The sequence below is a fragment of the Klebsiella sp. Shm-1 genome, assembly GCF_040804525.1.
Taxonomy (GTDB): domain Bacteria; phylum Pseudomonadota; class Gammaproteobacteria; order Enterobacterales; family Enterobacteriaceae; genus Klebsiella; species Klebsiella pneumoniae.
The window spans coordinates 655,363-671,524 of sequence record NZ_CP161823.1 but is presented as its reverse complement, the minus strand read 5'-3'; the positions used below and the strand labels follow the sequence as shown (position 1 = coordinate 671,524).

Below are 16,162 nucleotides of genomic sequence, written 5' to 3'. Positions count from 1 at the left end.
CTGTAATTATCGTTTTCCACTATGCAGCCAGAACGGCTCGGCAGCCAGCGCCTGGCGACGGAAATATTCAAACACGCTGCGGTCGTCATGCTCTATCGCACGCTGAAGTTCCTGCCAGTTCTCCAGCCAGGGCGCGACGGCGTCGCCATAGGCGCCCGCCAGCAGCTGGACGCTGTCGATGTCGCGGGACAGCTTCGGCAACTGGTCAGCGGCATCTTCTACCGCCAGATGCTGCACGGCGCTGCGCAGCTCGGCCGCCACCCGCGAGAGGTGAATATCGGCAAACCGTTTGAACGAGCCGGCTATTTTTTTCTCTCCCGCCTCGTTGATGAACGGACGCCACCCGCGCTGGACCAGCCATTCGGTCAGGGCCAGTTTGGCGCCAACGACCTCGGTGCGGAATAACGCTTCGTCGGCGGTGTCCGCAGCCAGCAGAACGGCGTCGGCGTCGTTCAGCAACGCGCGGAGGTGGGTGGTCGCCTTACGCGGCACGATGCCGCCGAACAGCACGAGGGCATGGCGCACGCGGGCTATCGCCAGCAGAATTTCCGCTTTGGCTTTTGCGTTGCCGCGCAGCCAGATCTCGTCGTGATACAGCCAATGCGCCAGGGCGCTCTCCAGCGCCGCCTCCAGCCCCTGCTCCACGCTGGCCTTCGCTGCCACCGGCAGCACCGCCAGCCGGGTCACCGGACGCTCATTGTTACCTTGCGCCAGATGATACCCGCGCGCGGCTTTGCTCAGGCTCCCCTGACGCAGGACGCCGCTCTCCAGCAAACGATGCGCGAGGCGCAGCAGATCGGCGGTCTCCCCGGCGAGCAGCTCCAGCTCCAGTTCGCAGATCGGCTCCTGATGTTCGCCCGCCTTGACTTCGCCGCGATCGAGGGCAATCTCAATCTCACTCTTTCCTTCCTGGATCACCCAGCGTTCACGGGCAAAATCGGTGCTGAACAGCGGCTGGACGTGCTCCGCCAGCGCGGCCGGAAGTTCCCCTTGCGGCCAGACCTCCGCCGGCAGGCGCTCAAGCGCCAGCTCCGGTTTATCCAGTGGAATATTATATTCCGGGCGCTGGTGCAGGCCGCCGACCACCCGACCGGCGATTTTCAGCGTCATCTCATAACGCCCCTGATCGCCGCGGATGCGCAGCCCCATATCGTGACGACGCAGCCAGTTATCGGCGGTTTCGTAATAAATGTTCAGCAACTGGCCCGCGGGCGTATGTTTCGCCTCGAGCGCATTGAGCTGCTCGCGCAGCGTCTCTACCCCATCCTGAGCGACGATAAACTTGAGTTCGATTTCTTGAGCCATGACTGAATTCTTCCGCTTCTGTGCTGCGCCGACAAATTGCGGCGAACTTACGACGATATTTTTTGTCAGTAGATAGTATTTTGCGGCGAATCGCCATGCAACGCGCTTTTTGCCGGGCCACCTCCTGGATGATTCCGATTGTGGCGGAAAACTTTGCGTCGCTCTGGCGATGCCTCTACTATCGTTCCACTTTTTATGACCAAACGATGACCTGATGCCAAAATTACGCCTGATTACTTTTACTTTGCTCGCGCTTAGCGCCGCCACGGCGGTTCACGCAGAAGAAAAGCGCTACGTTTCCGATGAGCTGAACACCTGGGTTCGCAGCGGCCCGGGCGATAATTATCGTCTGGTCGGCACCATCAACGCCGGGGAAGAAGTGTCGGTACTGCAAACGAACGACAGCACCAGTTACGCGCAAATTCGCGACAGCAACGGCCGTACCGCCTGGATCCCGCTGAAAGAGCTGAGCAACGAGCCCAGCCTGCGCACCCGCGTCCCGGATCTGGAAAACCAGGTCAAAACGCTGACCGATAAGCTGAATAACATCGATGCCACCTGGAACCAGCGCACGGCGGATATGCAGAAGAAAGTCGCCGGCAGCGACAGCGTGATTAACGCGCTGAAGGACGAGAACCAAAAGTTGAAAAACGAGCTGGTTGTCGCGCAGAAGAAGGTGAATGCGGCAAATCTGCAGCTTGATGATAAACAGCGCACCATTATCATGCAGTGGTTTATGTACGGCGGCGGTGTGCTGGGCGTCGGTCTGCTGCTCGGTCTGGTGCTGCCGCATCTGGTGCCAAGCCGCAAACGTAAAGACCGGTGGATGAACTAATTCGTCTTCTCTGCCAGACTTACGTATCATCTTGCGAAAAACGGATACGGGAGAATCAGGCGTGAAGAGTTATCTGGTCGGTGGCGCGGTGCGTGACGCGCTGTTAGGGCTGCCGGTCAAAGACCGAGACTGGGTGGTGGTGGGCGCCACCCCGCAACAGATGCTAGACGCGGGCTATCAACAGGTAGGCCGCGATTTTCCCGTGTTCCTCCATCCGCAAAGCCGGGAAGAGTATGCCCTGGCCCGCACCGAGCGCAAATCCGGCGCGGGCTATACCGGTTTTACCTGCTATGCCGCCCCGGACGTCACCCTCGAAGCCGATCTGCTGCGCCGCGACCTGACGGTCAACGCCCTCGCCCAGGATGCCGACGGCGCAATTATCGACCCCTACGGCGGACAGAACGATCTCCGTCAGCGCCTGCTGCGCCATGTCTCTCCCGCGTTTAGTGAAGATCCGCTGCGCGTGCTGCGCGTCGCGCGTTTTGCCGCCCGCTACGCCCACCTCGGTTTTCGCATTGCCGAAGAGACCCAGGCCCTGATGGCCGCGATGGTTGAGGCCGGCGAGCTGGCGCATTTAACGCCGGAGCGGGTGTGGAAAGAGACGGAAAGCGCATTAACTACTCGCAACCCGCAGGTCTTTTTCCAGACGCTGCGCGACTGTCAGGCCCTCAAGGTGCTGTTCCCGGAGATTGACGCCCTGTACGGCGTGCCGGCCCCGGCGAAATGGCATCCGGAAATCGACACCGGCCTGCACACCCTGATGACCGTCACGATGGCCGCGATGCTGTCGCCGGATGTCGACGTACGTTTCGCCACCCTGTGCCATGACCTCGGCAAAGGGCTGACGCCGAAGGCGCTCTGGCCGCGTCACCACGGCCATGGTCCGGCGGGAGTCAAGCTGGTGGAGCAGCTCTGCGCGCGTCTGCGGGTGCCGAACGATATCCGCGATCTCGCGAAACTGGTGGCGGAGTACCATGACCTAATCCACACCCTGCCAATTCTGCAGCCGAAAACCCTCGTCAAACTCTTCGACAGCATTGACGCGTGGCGCAAACCGCAGCGCGTGCAGCAGATCGCGCTCACCAGCGAAGCCGACGTCCGCGGACGCACCGGTTTCGAGGCCAGCGATTACCCGCAGGGGCGCCTGCTGCTGGAGGCCTGGGAAGTGGCGCAGTCGGTCTCCACTAAAGAGGTCGTGGCGGCGGGCTTTAAAGGGGCGGAAATTCGCGAGGAGCTGACGCGGCGGAGAATTGCGGCGGTAGCGCAGTGGAAGGAACAGCGTTGCCCCCAGCCGCAAGGCTGAGGGCGCAGGCCTTAGAAGAAGACCACGTACACCGCTGCCGCGACGATAAAGCGGTAGATAGCGAACGGAATGAACGAGATCCGTTTGATCAGCTGCAGGAAGGTTTTAATCGCAATCAGCGCCACGATAAACGCCATCACGAAGCCGACGGCGAACATCGGGACATCGCCCATGTTCAGGAAGCCGATGCTCTTGTAGACGTCCAGCACGGTGGCGCCCATCATCATCGGTACCGCCAGCAGGAAAGAGAACTCCGAGGCCGCATAGCGGCTGACGCCCATCAGCATGCCGCCGGAGATAGTCGCCCCCGAGCGGGAGAAACCTGGCCACAGCGCCAGGCACTGAAAGCAGCCGATGACGAACGCCTGACGGTAGGTCATATCGTCAATCCCGACCGCGCGCGGCTGTTTCGGCTTCAGCACTTCCGCTGCAATCAGCAATACGCCGCCGACAATCAGGGCGTACATCACGTTCACCGGGTTAAACAAGGATTTAATGGTGTCATGGAAAATCAGCCCCATCACCACCGCGGGGATCATGCCGAGAAGGATATGGATAAGCGACAAACGGCCGCTGCCCTGGCCTTCATGCGCCGGCGGTTTCCCGAAATGGATGCCGATCAGACCGAACAGGCGACGCCAGAACATCACCACCACGGCGAGTATCGAACCTAACTGAATCACCACTTCAAAGGTATTTGCGGTATCACCTTCAAACCCCAGCAGGTGACCAACAATAATCATATGACCGGTACTGGAAACAGGTAAAAACTCTGTCAAACCCTCAACCACACCCAATATTGCCGCCACCAGCAGCGAGTGTATATCGCTCATCCAATTAAACCCTTTAAAAAAGTAAAATGAAAAAAACCAGAAACACGGTATCGTTCAACAGGCATAACCCGGCTGCCAGAGCGCGCGTAATCCGCAGCGTACAGGAAGTACACACGGATTCGTCCACCGTTCTGGAAGGACATCGCCAGTAAAATTGCCTGATGACCGGATGCTATGACCGGTATAAACGCAATTTGTTTAACAAGTATGACCTGAAAAGTTTTGTTTCAGATTAAGGCCACGTTCAATAATCACCCCGACGTTTGCCGCGCGAGCCACGGCGCCAGGTTTGCTGACTTTTATGCGCACCCATGGCGACTGGAATGTTTCCAGCAGCAGGTCGGCCACCTCTTCCGCCACCCGCTCCACTAACGCAAATTTCCCCCCCTCCACATGCGCGATCACGCGCTCGCTGATATCAGCATAGCTGAGGCAATCGCTGACATCATCGCTGGCGGCCGCCTTGCGGTTATCCCATGCAATTTCGATATCGAACACCAGCTTCTGCTCAATGGTTTGTTCCCAGTCATAAACACCAATGGTGGTGATTACCGAAAGTTGCTCTATAAATACAATATCCATCACGCCCTGCCTGCTTTTTAGCTAAACCGGATACCACTTCCGGCGAATTATGCGTATTATCCACAGATGCAGAGAATACAACGACATTTTCAAAACGGAACAGCGTTATGAGTGCAATCGCGCCTGGACTGGTACTCCTCGCCTACCTCTGCGGCTCCATTTCCAGCGCCATTCTGGTATGTCGCCTTGCTGGCCTGCCCGACCCACGCGACAGCGGCTCAGGCAACCCCGGGGCCACTAACGTACTACGAATTGGCGGAAAAGGGGCGGCCGTAGCGGTACTTATTTTTGATGTGCTGAAGGGCATGCTCCCGGTGTGGGGCGCCTGGGCGCTGGGCCTTACGCCGTTCTGGCTGGGGTTAGTGGCGATTGCCGCCTGCGTGGGCCATATCTGGCCAGTCTTCTTTCATTTCCGCGGCGGTAAAGGCGTCGCCACGGCCTTCGGCGCTATCGCCCCCATCGGGCTCGATCTCACCGGGGTGATGGCCGGGACCTGGCTGCTGACCATCCTGCTCAGCGGTTACTCTTCCCTGGGCGCTATCGTCAGCGCGCTGATCGCCCCGTTCTACGTCTGGTGGTTCAAACCGCAGTACACCTTTCCGGTGTCGATGCTCTCCTGCCTGATCCTCCTGCGCCATCACGACAACATTCAGCGTCTGTGGCGTCGCCAGGAGAGCAAAATCTGGACCCGCGTGAAGAAGAAAAAAACGCCAGAGCAGAAGTAATCTCCCCTCCCGGCTCCGCCAGCCGGGGAACTCCCCTGCGCTAATCGCGCCTTTCACCCGCCCTTTTACGCTTCCTCGCCATCAAAGGCGATCATCGCCACATCCTCCTTTTGTAACAATACGTTAGCAGCATGGAAAGGCAAAAGTTGCGCTGGCGGCTGGCGGCGCGGCGCAACCCGATCCGCCGCCTTTTCCGCCGCGCCCAGGCTGCGGATCAGGATATTGACGGCAAAGATTATCCGGGTAAATAATCCGGAGCGGTTATGCCGCTTTCCCCTCGCGCCCGTCGCGACGCTCCGGGTTACGGATGACATAAGCGTTTCGTATGACCGGGATAAACTCCCGCCGATCAATACTCATTGCTGCTGTTTTATCTTGATTTTGCAGGGGCGCAACATTGCACGGCACCGTGTTACCACCACTCAAAAAAGGCTGGCAGGCCACGCTGGATCTCCGCTTTCAGCAGGCCGGCGGCAAGACCGTTCTCGCCAGCGCCCAACACGTCGGCCCGCTGACCGTCCAGCGCCCGTTTTACCCGGAAGAAGAGACCTGTCACCTCTATCTGCTTCACCCGCCCGGCGGCATCGTCGGCGGTGATGAGCTGACAATTAGCGCGCACCTTGCCCCCGGCTGCCATACGCTGATAACCATGCCTGGCGCCAGCAAGTTTTACCGCAGCAGCGGCGCGCAAGCGCTAGTTCGCCAGCAGTTGACCCTTGCCCCGCAGGCGACCCTGGAGTGGCTCCCGCAGGATGCCATCTTCTTTCCCGGGGCCAATGCCCGGCTGTTCACTACCTTTCATCTTTGCGCCTCCAGCAGGCTGCTGGCCTGGGATCTGCTCTGCCTTGGCCGCCCGGTGATTGGCGAAACCTTCAGCCACGGCACCCTCAGCAACCGGCTGGAGGTATGGGTGGACGATGAGCCGCTGCTGGTCGAGCGCCTGCAGCTGCAGGAGGGAGAGCTCTCCAGCGTCGCCGAACGTCCCTGGGTCGGCACTTTGCTGTGCTATCCGGCTACCGATGCCCTGCTCGACGGGGTGCGCGACGCGCTGGCGCCGCTCGGTCTCTACGCCGGCGCCAGCCTGACCGACCGCCTGCTGACGGTGCGTTTCCTCAGTGACGATAATCTGATTTGCCAGCGGGTGATGCGCGACGTATGGCAGTTTCTGCGCCCTCATCTCACCGGTAAATCTCCCGTACTTCCCCGAATCTGGCTGACTTAAGAGAACGTTATGGAACTGACCCCCCGAGAAAAAGACAAGCTGTTGCTGTTTACCGCCGCGCTGGTGGCGGAGCGTCGCCTGGCCCGCGGCCTGAAGCTCAACTATCCGGAGTCCGTGGCCCTGATCAGCGCCTTTATTATGGAAGGCGCTCGGGACGGCAAAAGCGTGGCCTCGCTGATGGAGGAAGGCCGTCACGTCCTGACCCGCGAGCAGGTGATGGAGGGCGTCCCGGAAATGATCCCGGATATCCAGGTCGAAGCCACCTTCCCGGACGGCTCGAAGCTGGTCACCGTTCACAACCCGATTATCTGAGGTAGCGCCATGATCCCCGGTGAATATCACGTTAAGCCCGGTCAGATAGCCCTGAATACCGGCCGGGCAACCTGTCGCGTGGTCGTTGAGAACCACGGCGATCGGCCGATTCAGGTCGGTTCGCACTACCATTTCGCCGAGGTTAACCCGGCGCTGAAGTTCGACCGTCAGCAGGCCGCCGGCTATCGCCTGAATATCCCGGCGGGCACGGCGGTACGCTTTGAACCCGGCCAGAAACGCGAGGTCGAGCTGGTGGCCTTCGCCGGTCACCGCGCCGTCTTCGGCTTCCGCGGCGAGGTCATGGGCCCTCTGGAGGTAAACGATGAGTAATATTTCACGCCAGGCCTATGCCGATATGTTCGGCCCCACCGTCGGCGACAAGGTGCGCCTGGCGGATACCGAGCTGTGGATCGAGGTGGAGGACGATTTGACCACCTACGGGGAAGAGGTCAAATTCGGCGGCGGAAAAGTGATCCGCGACGGCATGGGCCAGGGGCAGATGCTGGCCGCCGACTGTGTCGACCTGGTGCTCACCAACGCGTTGATCGTCGATCACTGGGGGATCGTTAAGGCCGATATCGGCGTGAAGGACGGCCGGATCTTCGCCATCGGCAAAGCCGGTAACCCCGACATCCAGCCCAACGTCACCATCCCCATCGGTGCCGCGACGGAAGTGATTGCCGCCGAAGGAAAAATTGTCACCGCCGGCGGGATCGATACCCATATTCACTGGATCTGTCCGCAGCAGGCGGAAGAGGCGCTGGTCTCCGGCGTGACCACCATGGTCGGCGGCGGCACCGGCCCGGCCGCGGGCACCCATGCCACCACCTGCACCCCGGGCCCGTGGTATATCTCACGCATGCTGCAGGCGGCCGACAGCCTGCCGGTCAATATCGGCCTGCTGGGCAAGGGCAACGTTTCTCAGCCGGATGCCCTGCGCGAGCAGGTGGCGGCGGGCGTTATTGGCCTGAAGATCCATGAGGACTGGGGCGCCACCCCGGCGGCGATCGATTGTGCGTTAACCGTCGCCGATGAAATGGACATCCAGGTCGCCCTGCACAGCGACACCCTGAATGAATCCGGTTTTGTGGAAGACACCCTCGCCGCCATCGGCGGGCGCACCATCCACACCTTCCATACCGAAGGGGCCGGCGGCGGCCATGCGCCGGACATCATCACCGCCTGCGCCCACCCGAACATTTTGCCGTCGTCCACCAACCCAACGCTGCCCTACACCCTCAACACCATCGATGAACATCTCGATATGCTGATGGTCTGCCACCATCTGGACCCGGACATCGCCGAGGACGTGGCCTTTGCCGAGTCGCGCATTCGCCGGGAAACCATCGCTGCGGAAGACGTGCTGCACGATCTCGGCGCCTTCTCGCTCACCTCCTCCGATTCGCAGGCCATGGGCCGCGTCGGGGAAGTGATTCTCCGCACCTGGCAGGTGGCGCATCGCATGAAGGTGCAGCGCGGAGCGCTGGCGGAGGAGACCGGGAATAACGACAACTTCCGCGTGAAGCGCTACATCGCCAAATACACCATCAACCCGGCGCTGACCCACGGCATCGCACACGAAGTCGGATCCATTGAGGTGGGTAAGCTGGCTGACCTCGTGGTCTGGTCACCAGCCTTCTTCGGCGTGAAACCGGCCACCGTGATCAAAGGCGGCATGATCGCCATCGCGCCGATGGGCGATATCAATGCCTCTATTCCGACCCCGCAGCCGGTGCACTACCGCCCGATGTTTGGCGCGCTGGGCAGCGCCCGCCATCACTGCCGCCTCACCTTCCTGTCGCAGGCGGCGGCAGCCAATGGCGTTGCCGAGCGGCTGAACCTGCGCAGCGCGATCGCCGTGGTGAAAGGCTGCCGTACGGTGCAGAAAGCCGACATGGTGCACAACAGTCTGCAGCCTAACATCACCGTCGACGCCCAGACCTATGAGGTGCGGGTGGATGGCGAACTTATCACCAGCGAGCCGGCAGACGTTCTGCCGATGGCGCAACGATATTTTCTGTTTTAAGGAGAGCGGATGCTTTATTTAACTCAACGTCTGGAGATCCCCGCCGCCGTGACCGCCAGCGTTACGCTGCCGATTGATGTTCGCGTCAAAAGCCGGGTTAAGGTCACCCTCAACGATGGCCGGGAAGCCGGCCTGCTGCTGCCCCGCGGCCTGCTGCTGCGCGGCGGCGATGTGCTCAGCAACGAAGAAGGCACCGAGTTTGTGCAGGTGATTGCCGCTGATGAAGGGGTGTCGGTAGTGCGCTGCGACGATCCGTTTATGCTGGCGAAGGCCTGCTACCACCTCGGCAACCGTCACGTGCCGCTGCAGATCATGCCGGGCGAGCTGCGCTACCATCACGATCACGTGCTGGACGATATGCTGCGCCAGTTCGGCCTGACGGTGACCTTTGGCCAGCTGCCGTTCGAGCCGGAAGCCGGCGCTTACGCCAGCGAGAGCCACGGTCATCATCATGCTCATCATGACCACCACGCTCACAGCCACTAGCATGTCGACAGCGGAACAACGCCTGCGGCTGATGCAGCTGGCCAGCAGCAACCTGCCGGTAGGGGGTTACAGCTGGTCCCAGGGGCTGGAGTGGGCTGTGGAAGCCGGCTGGGTGCTGGACGTCGCGGCCTTCGAGCGCTGGCAGCGACGCCAGATGACGGAAGGCTTTTTTACCGTTGACCTGCCGCTGTTCGCCCGCCTGTACCGCGCCTGCGAACAAAGCGATATCGCTGCGGCCCAGCGCTGGACCGCCTATCTGCTGGCCTGCCGGGAAACTCGTGAACTGCGGGAGGAAGAGCGCAACCGCGGCGCGGCGTTTGCCCGTCTGCTGAGCGACTGGCAGCCGGACTGTCCGCCGCCGTGGCGCTCCCTGTGCCAGCAAAGTCAGCTCGCCGGGATGGCCTGGCTCGGCGTGCGCTGGCGTATCGCCCTGCCCGAGATGGCCCTCAGCCTGGGCTATAGCTGGATTGAGAGCGCCGTGATGGCCGGCGTCAAGCTGGTCCCCTTCGGCCAGCAGGCCGCCCAGCAGCTGATTTTACGTCTTTGTGACCACTACGCGGCCGAGATGCCCCGCGCGCTGGCCGCGCCGGACGGCGATATCGGATCGGCCACCCCGCTCGCCGCTATCGCCTCTGCCCGGCATGAAACCCAATACTCTCGATTATTCCGTTCCTAGGAGAAGCCATGAACTCTTATAAACACCCGCTGCGCGTCGGCGTCGGCGGCCCGGTCGGCTCCGGTAAAACCGCTCTGCTGGAAGCACTGTGTAAAGCGATGCGCGATACCTGGCAGCTGGCGGTGGTCACTAACGACATCTATACCAAAGAAGATCAGCGCATCCTCACCGAAGCGGGCGCGCTGGCGCCTGAACGCATCGTCGGTGTGGAAACCGGCGGCTGCCCGCATACGGCGATCCGCGAAGATGCCTCAATGAACCTCGCCGCCGTGGAAGCGCTGAGTGAAAAGTTCGGTAACCTCGACCTTATCTTCGTGGAAAGCGGCGGCGATAACCTGAGCGCCACCTTCAGCCCGGAGCTGGCGGATCTGACCATCTACGTCATCGATGTGGCCGAAGGGGAGAAGATCCCGCGCAAAGGCGGACCGGGGATCACCAAATCCGATTTCCTGGTGATCAATAAAACCGACCTTGCCCCCTATGTGGGCGCGTCGCTGGAGGTGATGGCGAGCGATACCCAGCGTATGCGCGGCGATCGCCCATGGACCTTCACCAATCTGAAGCAGGGCGACGGCCTGAGCACCATTATCGCCTTCCTCGAAGACAAAGGCATGCTTGGCAAATAGGCCTGTTGCACCAGCCGGGCGCAAGCGCGTCCGGATGGTGCAGCCTCTGCTCTCTCTTTATATCATCCTGCCTCCACCTCCGCGCCACGCCTGCCCTGCAATATGGCATAAGGTTTGCTAATTCAAGTCATGCCTAACCATTAAGGAATGACTATGTCATCACTGGATCTTAACCCTGAATTACCCGCGACAACGCGGACTTCCGGTACCCGGGAAACCTTAGAAGATTACACCTTACGTTACGCCCCGCTGAGCTTTCGCCGCTGGGGTCCGGGCGTCGTCGCGGTCACCGCGCTGGGCGGCATCGCCTATCTGGCCGACTTTTCCATCGGCGCCAGCATCGGTATGGCCTGGGGCACCAGCAACGCCATCTATTCGATCCTGGTGGCGGCGCTGGTGATCTTCCTCACCGGCATTCCGCTGGCGATCACCGCCGCGCGCTACAACATTGACCTTGACCTGATCACCCGCAGCGCCGGCTTCGGCTATTTCGGCTCGGTGATCACCAGCATTATTTTTGCCGGCTTCACCTTTATCTTCTTCGCCCTCGAAGGCTCGATCATGGCCCAGGGCCTGCTGGTGGGCCTCGGGATCCCGCTGTGGATGGGATATCTGATCGCCACCCTGATGGTGCTCCCGCTGGTGGTCTATGGCATGAAAGCCCTGACCCGCCTGCAGGTGTGGACCACGCCACTGTGGCTGGTGCTGATGGTGGTGCCGGTGGTGTGGCTGATTGTCAAAGATCCGCAGCTGGTGGACGGCTTCCTGCATTTCGCCGGTAAAAACAGCGCGTCGACGGTGGATATTACCGCCATCATGCTCGGCGCCGGGGTATGCCTGTCGCTGATCATGCAGATTGGCGAGCAAATTGATTACCTGCGCTTTATGCCGCCTAAGACCGCGGAGAATCGTAAAAGCTGGTGGCTGGCGGTCTTTTCCGCCGGCCCGGGCTGGGTGGTGTTAGGGGCGATCAAACAGATCATCGGCGCCTTCCTCGGCTTCTATCTGTTGACCCGTTTCCCGGCGGTGCACAATACCGAACCGGTGCAGCAGTTCGTCAGCGTCTTCGATAACCTGGTGCCCGGCTGGCTGGCCCTGACGCTGGCGGTGGTGCTGGTGGTGATCTCGCAGATCAAAATTAACGTCACCAATGCCTACTCCGGCTCGCTGGCGTGGACCAGCGCCTGGACCCGCACCACCAAACGCTATCCGGGACGGATTATTTTTGTGGTGGTCAACCTGGCGATTGCCCTGGCGCTGATGGAGGGCGATATGTTCAGCGCCCTGTCGTGGATCCTCGGCTTTTACTCCAACTTCGCCATCGCCTGGGTCGTGGTGGTGGCGACCGACATCACCTTTAATAAAGGCTTGCTCAAGCTGGCGCCGGCGCAGCCGGAGTATCGTCGCGGCATGATCTACAACGTTAACCCGGTGGGCGTGGTCTCCTTTGGTCTGGCCGCCGGGCTGTCGATCTGCGCCTTCTTCGGTCTGCTGGGGGCGACGCTGGCGCCGTTCTCGCCGCTGATTGCGCTGGTCGTTGCCTTTGTCATGACCCCGCTGATGGGGCTCCTTACCCGCGGGCGCTACTATATTAAGCAGGTGGATGACGGCATCGCCGAGCCGCGCTATGACGCGGCGGGGAACGCCTCCACCACCGTGTATCAATGCGTTAGCTGTGAGGAAGAGTACGAGCGCCCGGACGTGATGCACTCGCACAAGCATCAGGGAGCCATCTGCTCGCTGTGTAAAAGTATGGAGTAGTCAGGAAGGCAGGCCGACGTGACGTCGGCCTGTTTCAGGATGCGTTAGGCGGCAGGCAGCTCGGCCAGCGGCCAGCGCGGGCGAACCGTCACGCCGAGCTCGGCTTTGGCGCCGGTTTGCAGACGCACCATGCCGGCGTAGGCGATCATCGCGCCGTTGTCAGTACAGAACTCAGGGCGAGCGTAGAACACCTCGCCGCCGCGTTTTTGCATCATCTCCGCCAGCTTCGCCCGCAGGGTACGGTTGGCGCTCACGCCTCCCGCCATCACCAGACGCTTAAAGCCGGTTTGCTCCAGCGCGCGGCGACATTTAATCATCAGCGTATCGACGACCGCATCCTCAAACGCCCGGGCGATGTCGGCGCGGGTTTGCTCATCGTCGCCGTTGCTGCGAATGGTGTTGGCGGCGAAGGTCTTCAGGCCGGAGAAGCTGAAGTCCAGCCCCGGACGGTCGGTCATCGGCCGCGGGAAGACAAAGCGGCCTTCGGTGCCCTGGGACGCCATTTTCGACAGCATCGGCCCGCCGGGATAATCCAGTCCCAGCAGCTTCGCCGTCTTATCAAAGGCTTCGCCCGCCGCATCGTCAATCGACTCGCCCAGCAGTTCATACTGACCAATACCGGTGACGCTAATCAACTGGGTGTGGCCGCCGGAAACCAGCAGCGCGACGAACGGGAACGCCGGCGGATTATCTTCCAGCATCGGCGCCAGCAGATGCCCTTCCATATGGTGTACCGGGATCGCCGGCACGTTCCAGGCGAAGGCCAGCGCCCGGCCAACGGTCGCCCCGACCAGCAGCGCGCCGACCAGGCCTGGACCCGCCGTATAGGCGACGGCGTCGATATCTTTCGCCGTCAGACCGGCTTCTTTCAGCGCCGCCTGGATCAGCGGCACCGTTTTGCGCACGTGGTCGCGCGATGCCAGCTCCGGCACCACGCCGCCGTAATCCGCATGCAGTTTCACCTGACTATACAATTGGTTGGCTAACAGACCTTGCTGGTCGTCATAAATCGCGATGCCGGTTTCATCGCAGGATGTTTCAATGCCCAGTACACGCATGAGTTGTTTTACCTCGCTTCAATACCGCGCAGTGTAGGTCCAATGACCGGCGATGTAAAACTTTGCTCACCCCTGGTGCTCTCTTCGTGTATACTCCTCACCCTTATAAAAGTCCCTTTCAAAAAAGGCGCCGGTGCTTTACAAAGCAGCAGTAGTTGCAGTAAAATTCCGCACCATTTTGAAATAAGCTGGCATTGCGGCCAGCGGCAAACCGAATTAATCAAAGGTGAGAGGCACATGCCGGTAATTAAAGTACGTGAAAACGAGCCGTTCGACGTAGCTCTGCGTCGCTTCAAGCGTTCCTGCGAAAAAGCAGGTGTTCTGGCGGAAGTTCGTCGTCGTGAGTTCTATGAAAAACCGACTACCGAACGTAAGCGCGCTAAAGCTTCTGCAGTGAAACGTCACGCGAAGAAACTGGCTCGCGAAAACGCACGCCGTACTCGTCTGTACTAATCTGTTGAGAGCGACGCTCTCAATTCAGACCGAGTTGTAGTTGTAAGGCCGTGCTTCCGAAAGGAATGCGCGGCTTATTTTCGTTTATAGTCATCAGAAATAACGGGGCTTATGGCTGGACGAATTCCACGTGTATTTATTAGCGATCTGCTTGCCAGAACCGACATCGTCGATCTGATCGATGCGCGGGTAAAGCTGAAAAAGCAGGGCAAAAATTTTCACGCGTGCTGTCCGTTCCATAACGAAAAAACCCCCTCTTTCACCGTCAACGGTGAAAAACAGTTTTACCACTGCTTCGGCTGCGGGGCGCATGGCAATGCTATCGACTTCCTGATGAACTACGACAAGCTCGAGTTCGTGGAAACGGTCGAAGAGCTGGCCGCCATGCACAACCTCGAGGTGCCTTATGAAGCAGGCAACGGACCCAGCCAGATAGAGCGCCATCAACGGCAGAACCTCTACCAGTTACTGGATGGTCTGAATGCGTTTTATCAACAGTCTCTGATGCAGCCCGCCGCCGATCCTGCGCGCCAGTACCTGGCGAAACGGGGGTTAAGCAGCGAGGTGATTACGCGCTTTGCCATCGGCTATGCTCCCCCAGGTTGGGATAACGTTTTAAAACGGTTTGGCGGCAATCAGGAAAACCGCCAGTCGCTTATTGATGCCGGCATGCTGGTCACCAACGATCAGGGACGCAGTTACGACCGCTTCCGCGAACGGGTGATGTTCCCCATCCGCGATAAGCGAGGCCGGGTGATTGGGTTTGGCGGACGGGTGCTGGGCGATGCCCTGCCGAAGTATCTGAACTCCCCGGAAACCGACATATTCCATAAAGGCCGCCAGCTGTATGGCCTGTATGAAGCGCAGCAGGATAACCCCGAACCACCGCGTTTGCTGGTTGTCGAAGGGTATATGGACGTCGTGGCGCTGGCGCAGTACGACATTAATTATGCCGTGGCCTCGCTGGGTACCTCGACCACGGCCGACCATATCCAGCTGCTGTTCCGGGTGACGAATAACGTCATCTGCTGCTACGACGGCGACCGGGCCGGCCGCGATGCCGCCTGGCGCGCGCTGGAGACGGCGCTGCCGTACATGACCGATGGTCGCCAGCTACGCTTTATGTTTCTGCCTGACGGCGAAGACCCGGATACGCTGGTGCGTAAAGAGGGCAAAGCGGCGTTCGAGGCGCGGATGGAGCAGGCTCAGCCGCTCTCCACGTTCTTGTTTAACAGCCTGCTGCCGCAGGTCGATCTGAGTACTCCGGACGGGCGCGCGCAGCTGAGCACGCTGGCGCTGCCGCTGATAACCCAGGTCCCGGGCGAAACGCTGCGCATCTATTTGCGTCAGGAGTTGGGCAATAAGCTGGGCATTTTAGATGACGCGCAGCTTGAACGATTAATGCCAAAACAGGCGGAAAATGGCGCGCCGCGTCCCGCACCGCAGCTAAAACGCACGACCATGCGTATACTGATAGGACTGCTGGTGCAAAACCCGGATCTGGCGCCGTTAGTCCCGCCGCTGGAGGGACTGGACTCGCGCAAAATGCCGGGACTGAGCCTGTTCAGCGAACTGGTGAAGAGCTGTCTGGCGCAGCCTGGTCTGACAACCGGGCAACTTTTAGAGCAATATCGCGGCACAAAAGAGGCGGCAACCCTTGAAAAACTGTCGATGTGGGACGATATAGCAGATAAAGACATCGCTGAACAAACCTTCACCGACTCGCTCAACCATATGTTTGATTCACTGCTGGAACTGCGACAGGAAGAGTTGATAGCTCGCGATCGCACACACGGTTTAAGCAGTGAAGAACGCCGGGAGCTCTGGACCATCAGCCAGGAGCTGGCGAAAAAATAAATGACAGACAATATCCTTCACGTTGTATCAAAGCAGTAAGAAAACGCAGAACAACGTGAAGGAAAAGTATTTAACGGCTTAAGTGCCGAGTATCGATCGGGA

Annotated in this window: 19 protein-coding genes; 14 read left to right on the top strand and 5 right to left on the bottom strand. The window is 60.1% G+C overall.

Features of this window, described 5'->3' with window-relative positions:
* Positions 1–6: 6 nt before the first annotated feature.
* Positions 7–1,305 (bottom strand): inorganic triphosphatase, encoded by a 1,299-nt coding sequence (locus AB1E37_RS03315; protein ID WP_004900687.1) that lies wholly within the window; start codon positions 1,303–1,305, stop codon positions 7–9.
* A gap of 214 nt (positions 1,306–1,519) precedes the next feature.
* Here AB1E37_RS03315 and AB1E37_RS03310 point away from each other — a divergent pair, with 214 nt between their 5' ends.
* Entirely contained in the window at positions 1,520–2,140 is a 621-nt protein-coding gene (locus AB1E37_RS03310) for a TIGR04211 family SH3 domain-containing protein (RefSeq protein WP_002916862.1), read from the top strand.
* A 61-nt stretch (positions 2,141–2,201) separates the two neighbouring features.
* A complete protein-coding gene (locus AB1E37_RS03305) occupies positions 2,202–3,443 on the top strand; it encodes a multifunctional CCA addition/repair protein (RefSeq protein WP_002916864.1) in 1,242 nt (413 codons plus the stop codon).
* Positions 3,444–3,454: 11 nt separating this feature from the next.
* Here the strand turns inward: AB1E37_RS03305 and bacA are convergent, their stop codons facing one another.
* Both bacA and folB read right to left on the bottom strand, forming a co-directional pair.
* A complete protein-coding gene (gene bacA / locus AB1E37_RS03300; RefSeq protein WP_004144532.1) occupies positions 3,455–4,276 on the bottom strand; it encodes an undecaprenyl-diphosphate phosphatase in 822 nt (273 codons plus the stop codon).
* Positions 4,277–4,474: 198 nt separating this feature from the next.
* Positions 4,475–4,858: a bifunctional dihydroneopterin aldolase/7,8-dihydroneopterin epimerase gene (gene folB / locus AB1E37_RS03295; RefSeq protein WP_004150923.1), complete on the bottom strand. Its 384-nt coding sequence runs from the start codon at positions 4,856–4,858 to the stop codon at positions 4,475–4,477.
* Between the two features lie 107 nt (positions 4,859–4,965).
* Here folB and plsY point away from each other — a divergent pair, with 107 nt between their 5' ends.
* Positions 4,966–5,583 carry a glycerol-3-phosphate 1-O-acyltransferase PlsY gene (plsY, locus tag AB1E37_RS03290; RefSeq protein WP_004144530.1) on the top strand — a complete coding sequence of 206 codons (618 nt, stop codon included), beginning with the start codon at positions 4,966–4,968 and terminating at the stop codon, positions 5,581–5,583.
* 131 nt (positions 5,584–5,714) lie between these two features.
* The gene (locus AB1E37_RS03285) at positions 5,715–5,834 is read left to right on the top strand and encodes a hypothetical protein (RefSeq protein WP_021440736.1); all 120 of its coding nucleotides are present in this window, start codon (positions 5,715–5,717) and stop codon (positions 5,832–5,834) included.
* Positions 5,835–5,844: 10 nt separating this feature from the next.
* Here AB1E37_RS03285 and AB1E37_RS03280 read toward each other — a convergent pair whose 3' ends face one another.
* Entirely contained in the window at positions 5,845–5,991 is a 147-nt protein-coding gene (locus AB1E37_RS03280; RefSeq protein WP_004144529.1) for a short-chain dehydrogenase, read from the bottom strand.
* Between AB1E37_RS03280 and AB1E37_RS03275 the strand changes: the two genes are divergently transcribed.
* The 8 genes from AB1E37_RS03275 to AB1E37_RS03240 all read left to right on the top strand — a co-directional run bounded on the left by AB1E37_RS03275 (position 5,981) and on the right by AB1E37_RS03240 (position 12,692).
* Entirely contained in the window at positions 5,981–6,805 is an 825-nt protein-coding gene (locus AB1E37_RS03275; protein ID WP_004174349.1) for an urease accessory protein UreD, read from the top strand. The genes AB1E37_RS03280 and AB1E37_RS03275 overlap by 11 nt on opposite strands.
* Positions 6,806–6,814: 9 nt before the next feature.
* Positions 6,815–7,117 (top strand): urease subunit gamma, encoded by a 303-nt coding sequence (locus tag AB1E37_RS03270; protein WP_002916871.1) that lies wholly within the window; start codon positions 6,815–6,817, stop codon positions 7,115–7,117.
* A 9-nt stretch (positions 7,118–7,126) separates the two neighbouring features.
* Positions 7,127–7,447, top strand: a complete 321-nt coding sequence (locus AB1E37_RS03265) for an urease subunit beta (RefSeq protein ID WP_002916872.1) — start codon at positions 7,127–7,129, stop codon at positions 7,445–7,447.
* Positions 7,440–9,143, top strand: a complete 1,704-nt coding sequence (ureC, locus tag AB1E37_RS03260) for an urease subunit alpha (protein ID WP_004900700.1) — start codon at positions 7,440–7,442, stop codon at positions 9,141–9,143. The genes AB1E37_RS03265 and ureC overlap by 8 nt, the downstream gene beginning before the upstream one ends.
* 9 nt (positions 9,144–9,152) lie before the next feature.
* On the top strand, positions 9,153–9,629 hold the full coding sequence (gene ureE / locus AB1E37_RS03255; RefSeq protein ID WP_004181345.1) for an urease accessory protein UreE: 477 nt from the start codon (positions 9,153–9,155) through the stop codon (positions 9,627–9,629).
* A 1-nt stretch (position 9,630) separates the two neighbouring features.
* Positions 9,631–10,305 (top strand): urease accessory protein UreF, encoded by a 675-nt coding sequence (locus AB1E37_RS03250; protein WP_004900702.1) that lies wholly within the window; start codon positions 9,631–9,633, stop codon positions 10,303–10,305.
* An 8-nt stretch (positions 10,306–10,313) separates the two neighbouring features.
* Positions 10,314–10,931 (top strand): urease accessory protein UreG, encoded by a 618-nt coding sequence (gene ureG, locus AB1E37_RS03245; protein WP_002916877.1) that lies wholly within the window; start codon positions 10,314–10,316, stop codon positions 10,929–10,931.
* A gap of 153 nt (positions 10,932–11,084) precedes the next feature.
* Entirely contained in the window at positions 11,085–12,692 is a 1,608-nt protein-coding gene (locus tag AB1E37_RS03240) for a cytosine permease (protein WP_019725289.1), read from the top strand.
* 44 nt (positions 12,693–12,736) lie between these two features.
* On the opposite strand, the gene tsaD is transcribed toward AB1E37_RS03240, so the two are convergent.
* Positions 12,737–13,750 carry a tRNA (adenosine(37)-N6)-threonylcarbamoyltransferase complex transferase subunit TsaD gene (tsaD, locus tag AB1E37_RS03235; protein ID WP_004900709.1) on the bottom strand — a complete coding sequence of 338 codons (1,014 nt, stop codon included), beginning with the start codon at positions 13,748–13,750 and terminating at the stop codon, positions 12,737–12,739.
* A gap of 237 nt (positions 13,751–13,987) precedes the next feature.
* Here tsaD and rpsU point away from each other — a divergent pair, with 237 nt between their 5' ends.
* Together rpsU and dnaG are read left to right on the top strand one after the other, a co-directional pair.
* Complete coding sequence (gene rpsU / locus AB1E37_RS03230; protein WP_001144069.1) at positions 13,988–14,203, top strand: 30S ribosomal protein S21; 216 nt, start codon at positions 13,988–13,990, stop codon at positions 14,201–14,203.
* 111 nt (positions 14,204–14,314) lie between these two features.
* On the top strand, positions 14,315–16,060 hold the full coding sequence (dnaG, locus tag AB1E37_RS03225) for a DNA primase (RefSeq protein ID WP_004149864.1): 1,746 nt from the start codon (positions 14,315–14,317) through the stop codon (positions 16,058–16,060).
* Positions 16,061–16,162 lie beyond the last annotated feature (102 nt).

Coding starts and splice junctions, on each gene's coding strand:
- AB1E37_RS03315 (WP_004900687.1), bottom strand. CDS start 1,305: ATGGCTCAAGAAATCGAACTCAAGTTTATCGTCGCTCAGGATGGGGTA.
- AB1E37_RS03310 (WP_002916862.1), top strand. CDS start 1,520: ATGCCAAAATTACGCCTGATTACTTTTACTTTGCTCGCGCTTAGCGCC.
- bacA (WP_004144532.1), bottom strand. CDS start 4,276: ATGAGCGATATACACTCGCTGCTGGTGGCGGCAATATTGGGTGTGGTT.
- folB (WP_004150923.1), bottom strand. CDS start 4,858: ATGGATATTGTATTTATAGAGCAACTTTCGGTAATCACCACCATTGGT.
- plsY (WP_004144530.1), top strand. CDS start 4,966: ATGAGTGCAATCGCGCCTGGACTGGTACTCCTCGCCTACCTCTGCGGC.
- AB1E37_RS03285 (WP_021440736.1), top strand. CDS start 5,715: ATGGAAAGGCAAAAGTTGCGCTGGCGGCTGGCGGCGCGGCGCAACCCG.
- AB1E37_RS03270 (WP_002916871.1), top strand. CDS start 6,815: ATGGAACTGACCCCCCGAGAAAAAGACAAGCTGTTGCTGTTTACCGCC.
- AB1E37_RS03265 (WP_002916872.1), top strand. CDS start 7,127: ATGATCCCCGGTGAATATCACGTTAAGCCCGGTCAGATAGCCCTGAAT.
- ureC (WP_004900700.1), top strand. CDS start 7,440: ATGAGTAATATTTCACGCCAGGCCTATGCCGATATGTTCGGCCCCACC.
- ureE (WP_004181345.1), top strand. CDS start 9,153: ATGCTTTATTTAACTCAACGTCTGGAGATCCCCGCCGCCGTGACCGCC.
- AB1E37_RS03250 (WP_004900702.1), top strand. CDS start 9,631: ATGTCGACAGCGGAACAACGCCTGCGGCTGATGCAGCTGGCCAGCAGC.
- ureG (WP_002916877.1), top strand. CDS start 10,314: ATGAACTCTTATAAACACCCGCTGCGCGTCGGCGTCGGCGGCCCGGTC.
- AB1E37_RS03240 (WP_019725289.1), top strand. CDS start 11,085: ATGTCATCACTGGATCTTAACCCTGAATTACCCGCGACAACGCGGACT.
- tsaD (WP_004900709.1), bottom strand. CDS start 13,750: ATGCGTGTACTGGGCATTGAAACATCCTGCGATGAAACCGGCATCGCG.
- rpsU (WP_001144069.1), top strand. CDS start 13,988: ATGCCGGTAATTAAAGTACGTGAAAACGAGCCGTTCGACGTAGCTCTG.
- dnaG (WP_004149864.1), top strand. CDS start 14,315: ATGGCTGGACGAATTCCACGTGTATTTATTAGCGATCTGCTTGCCAGA.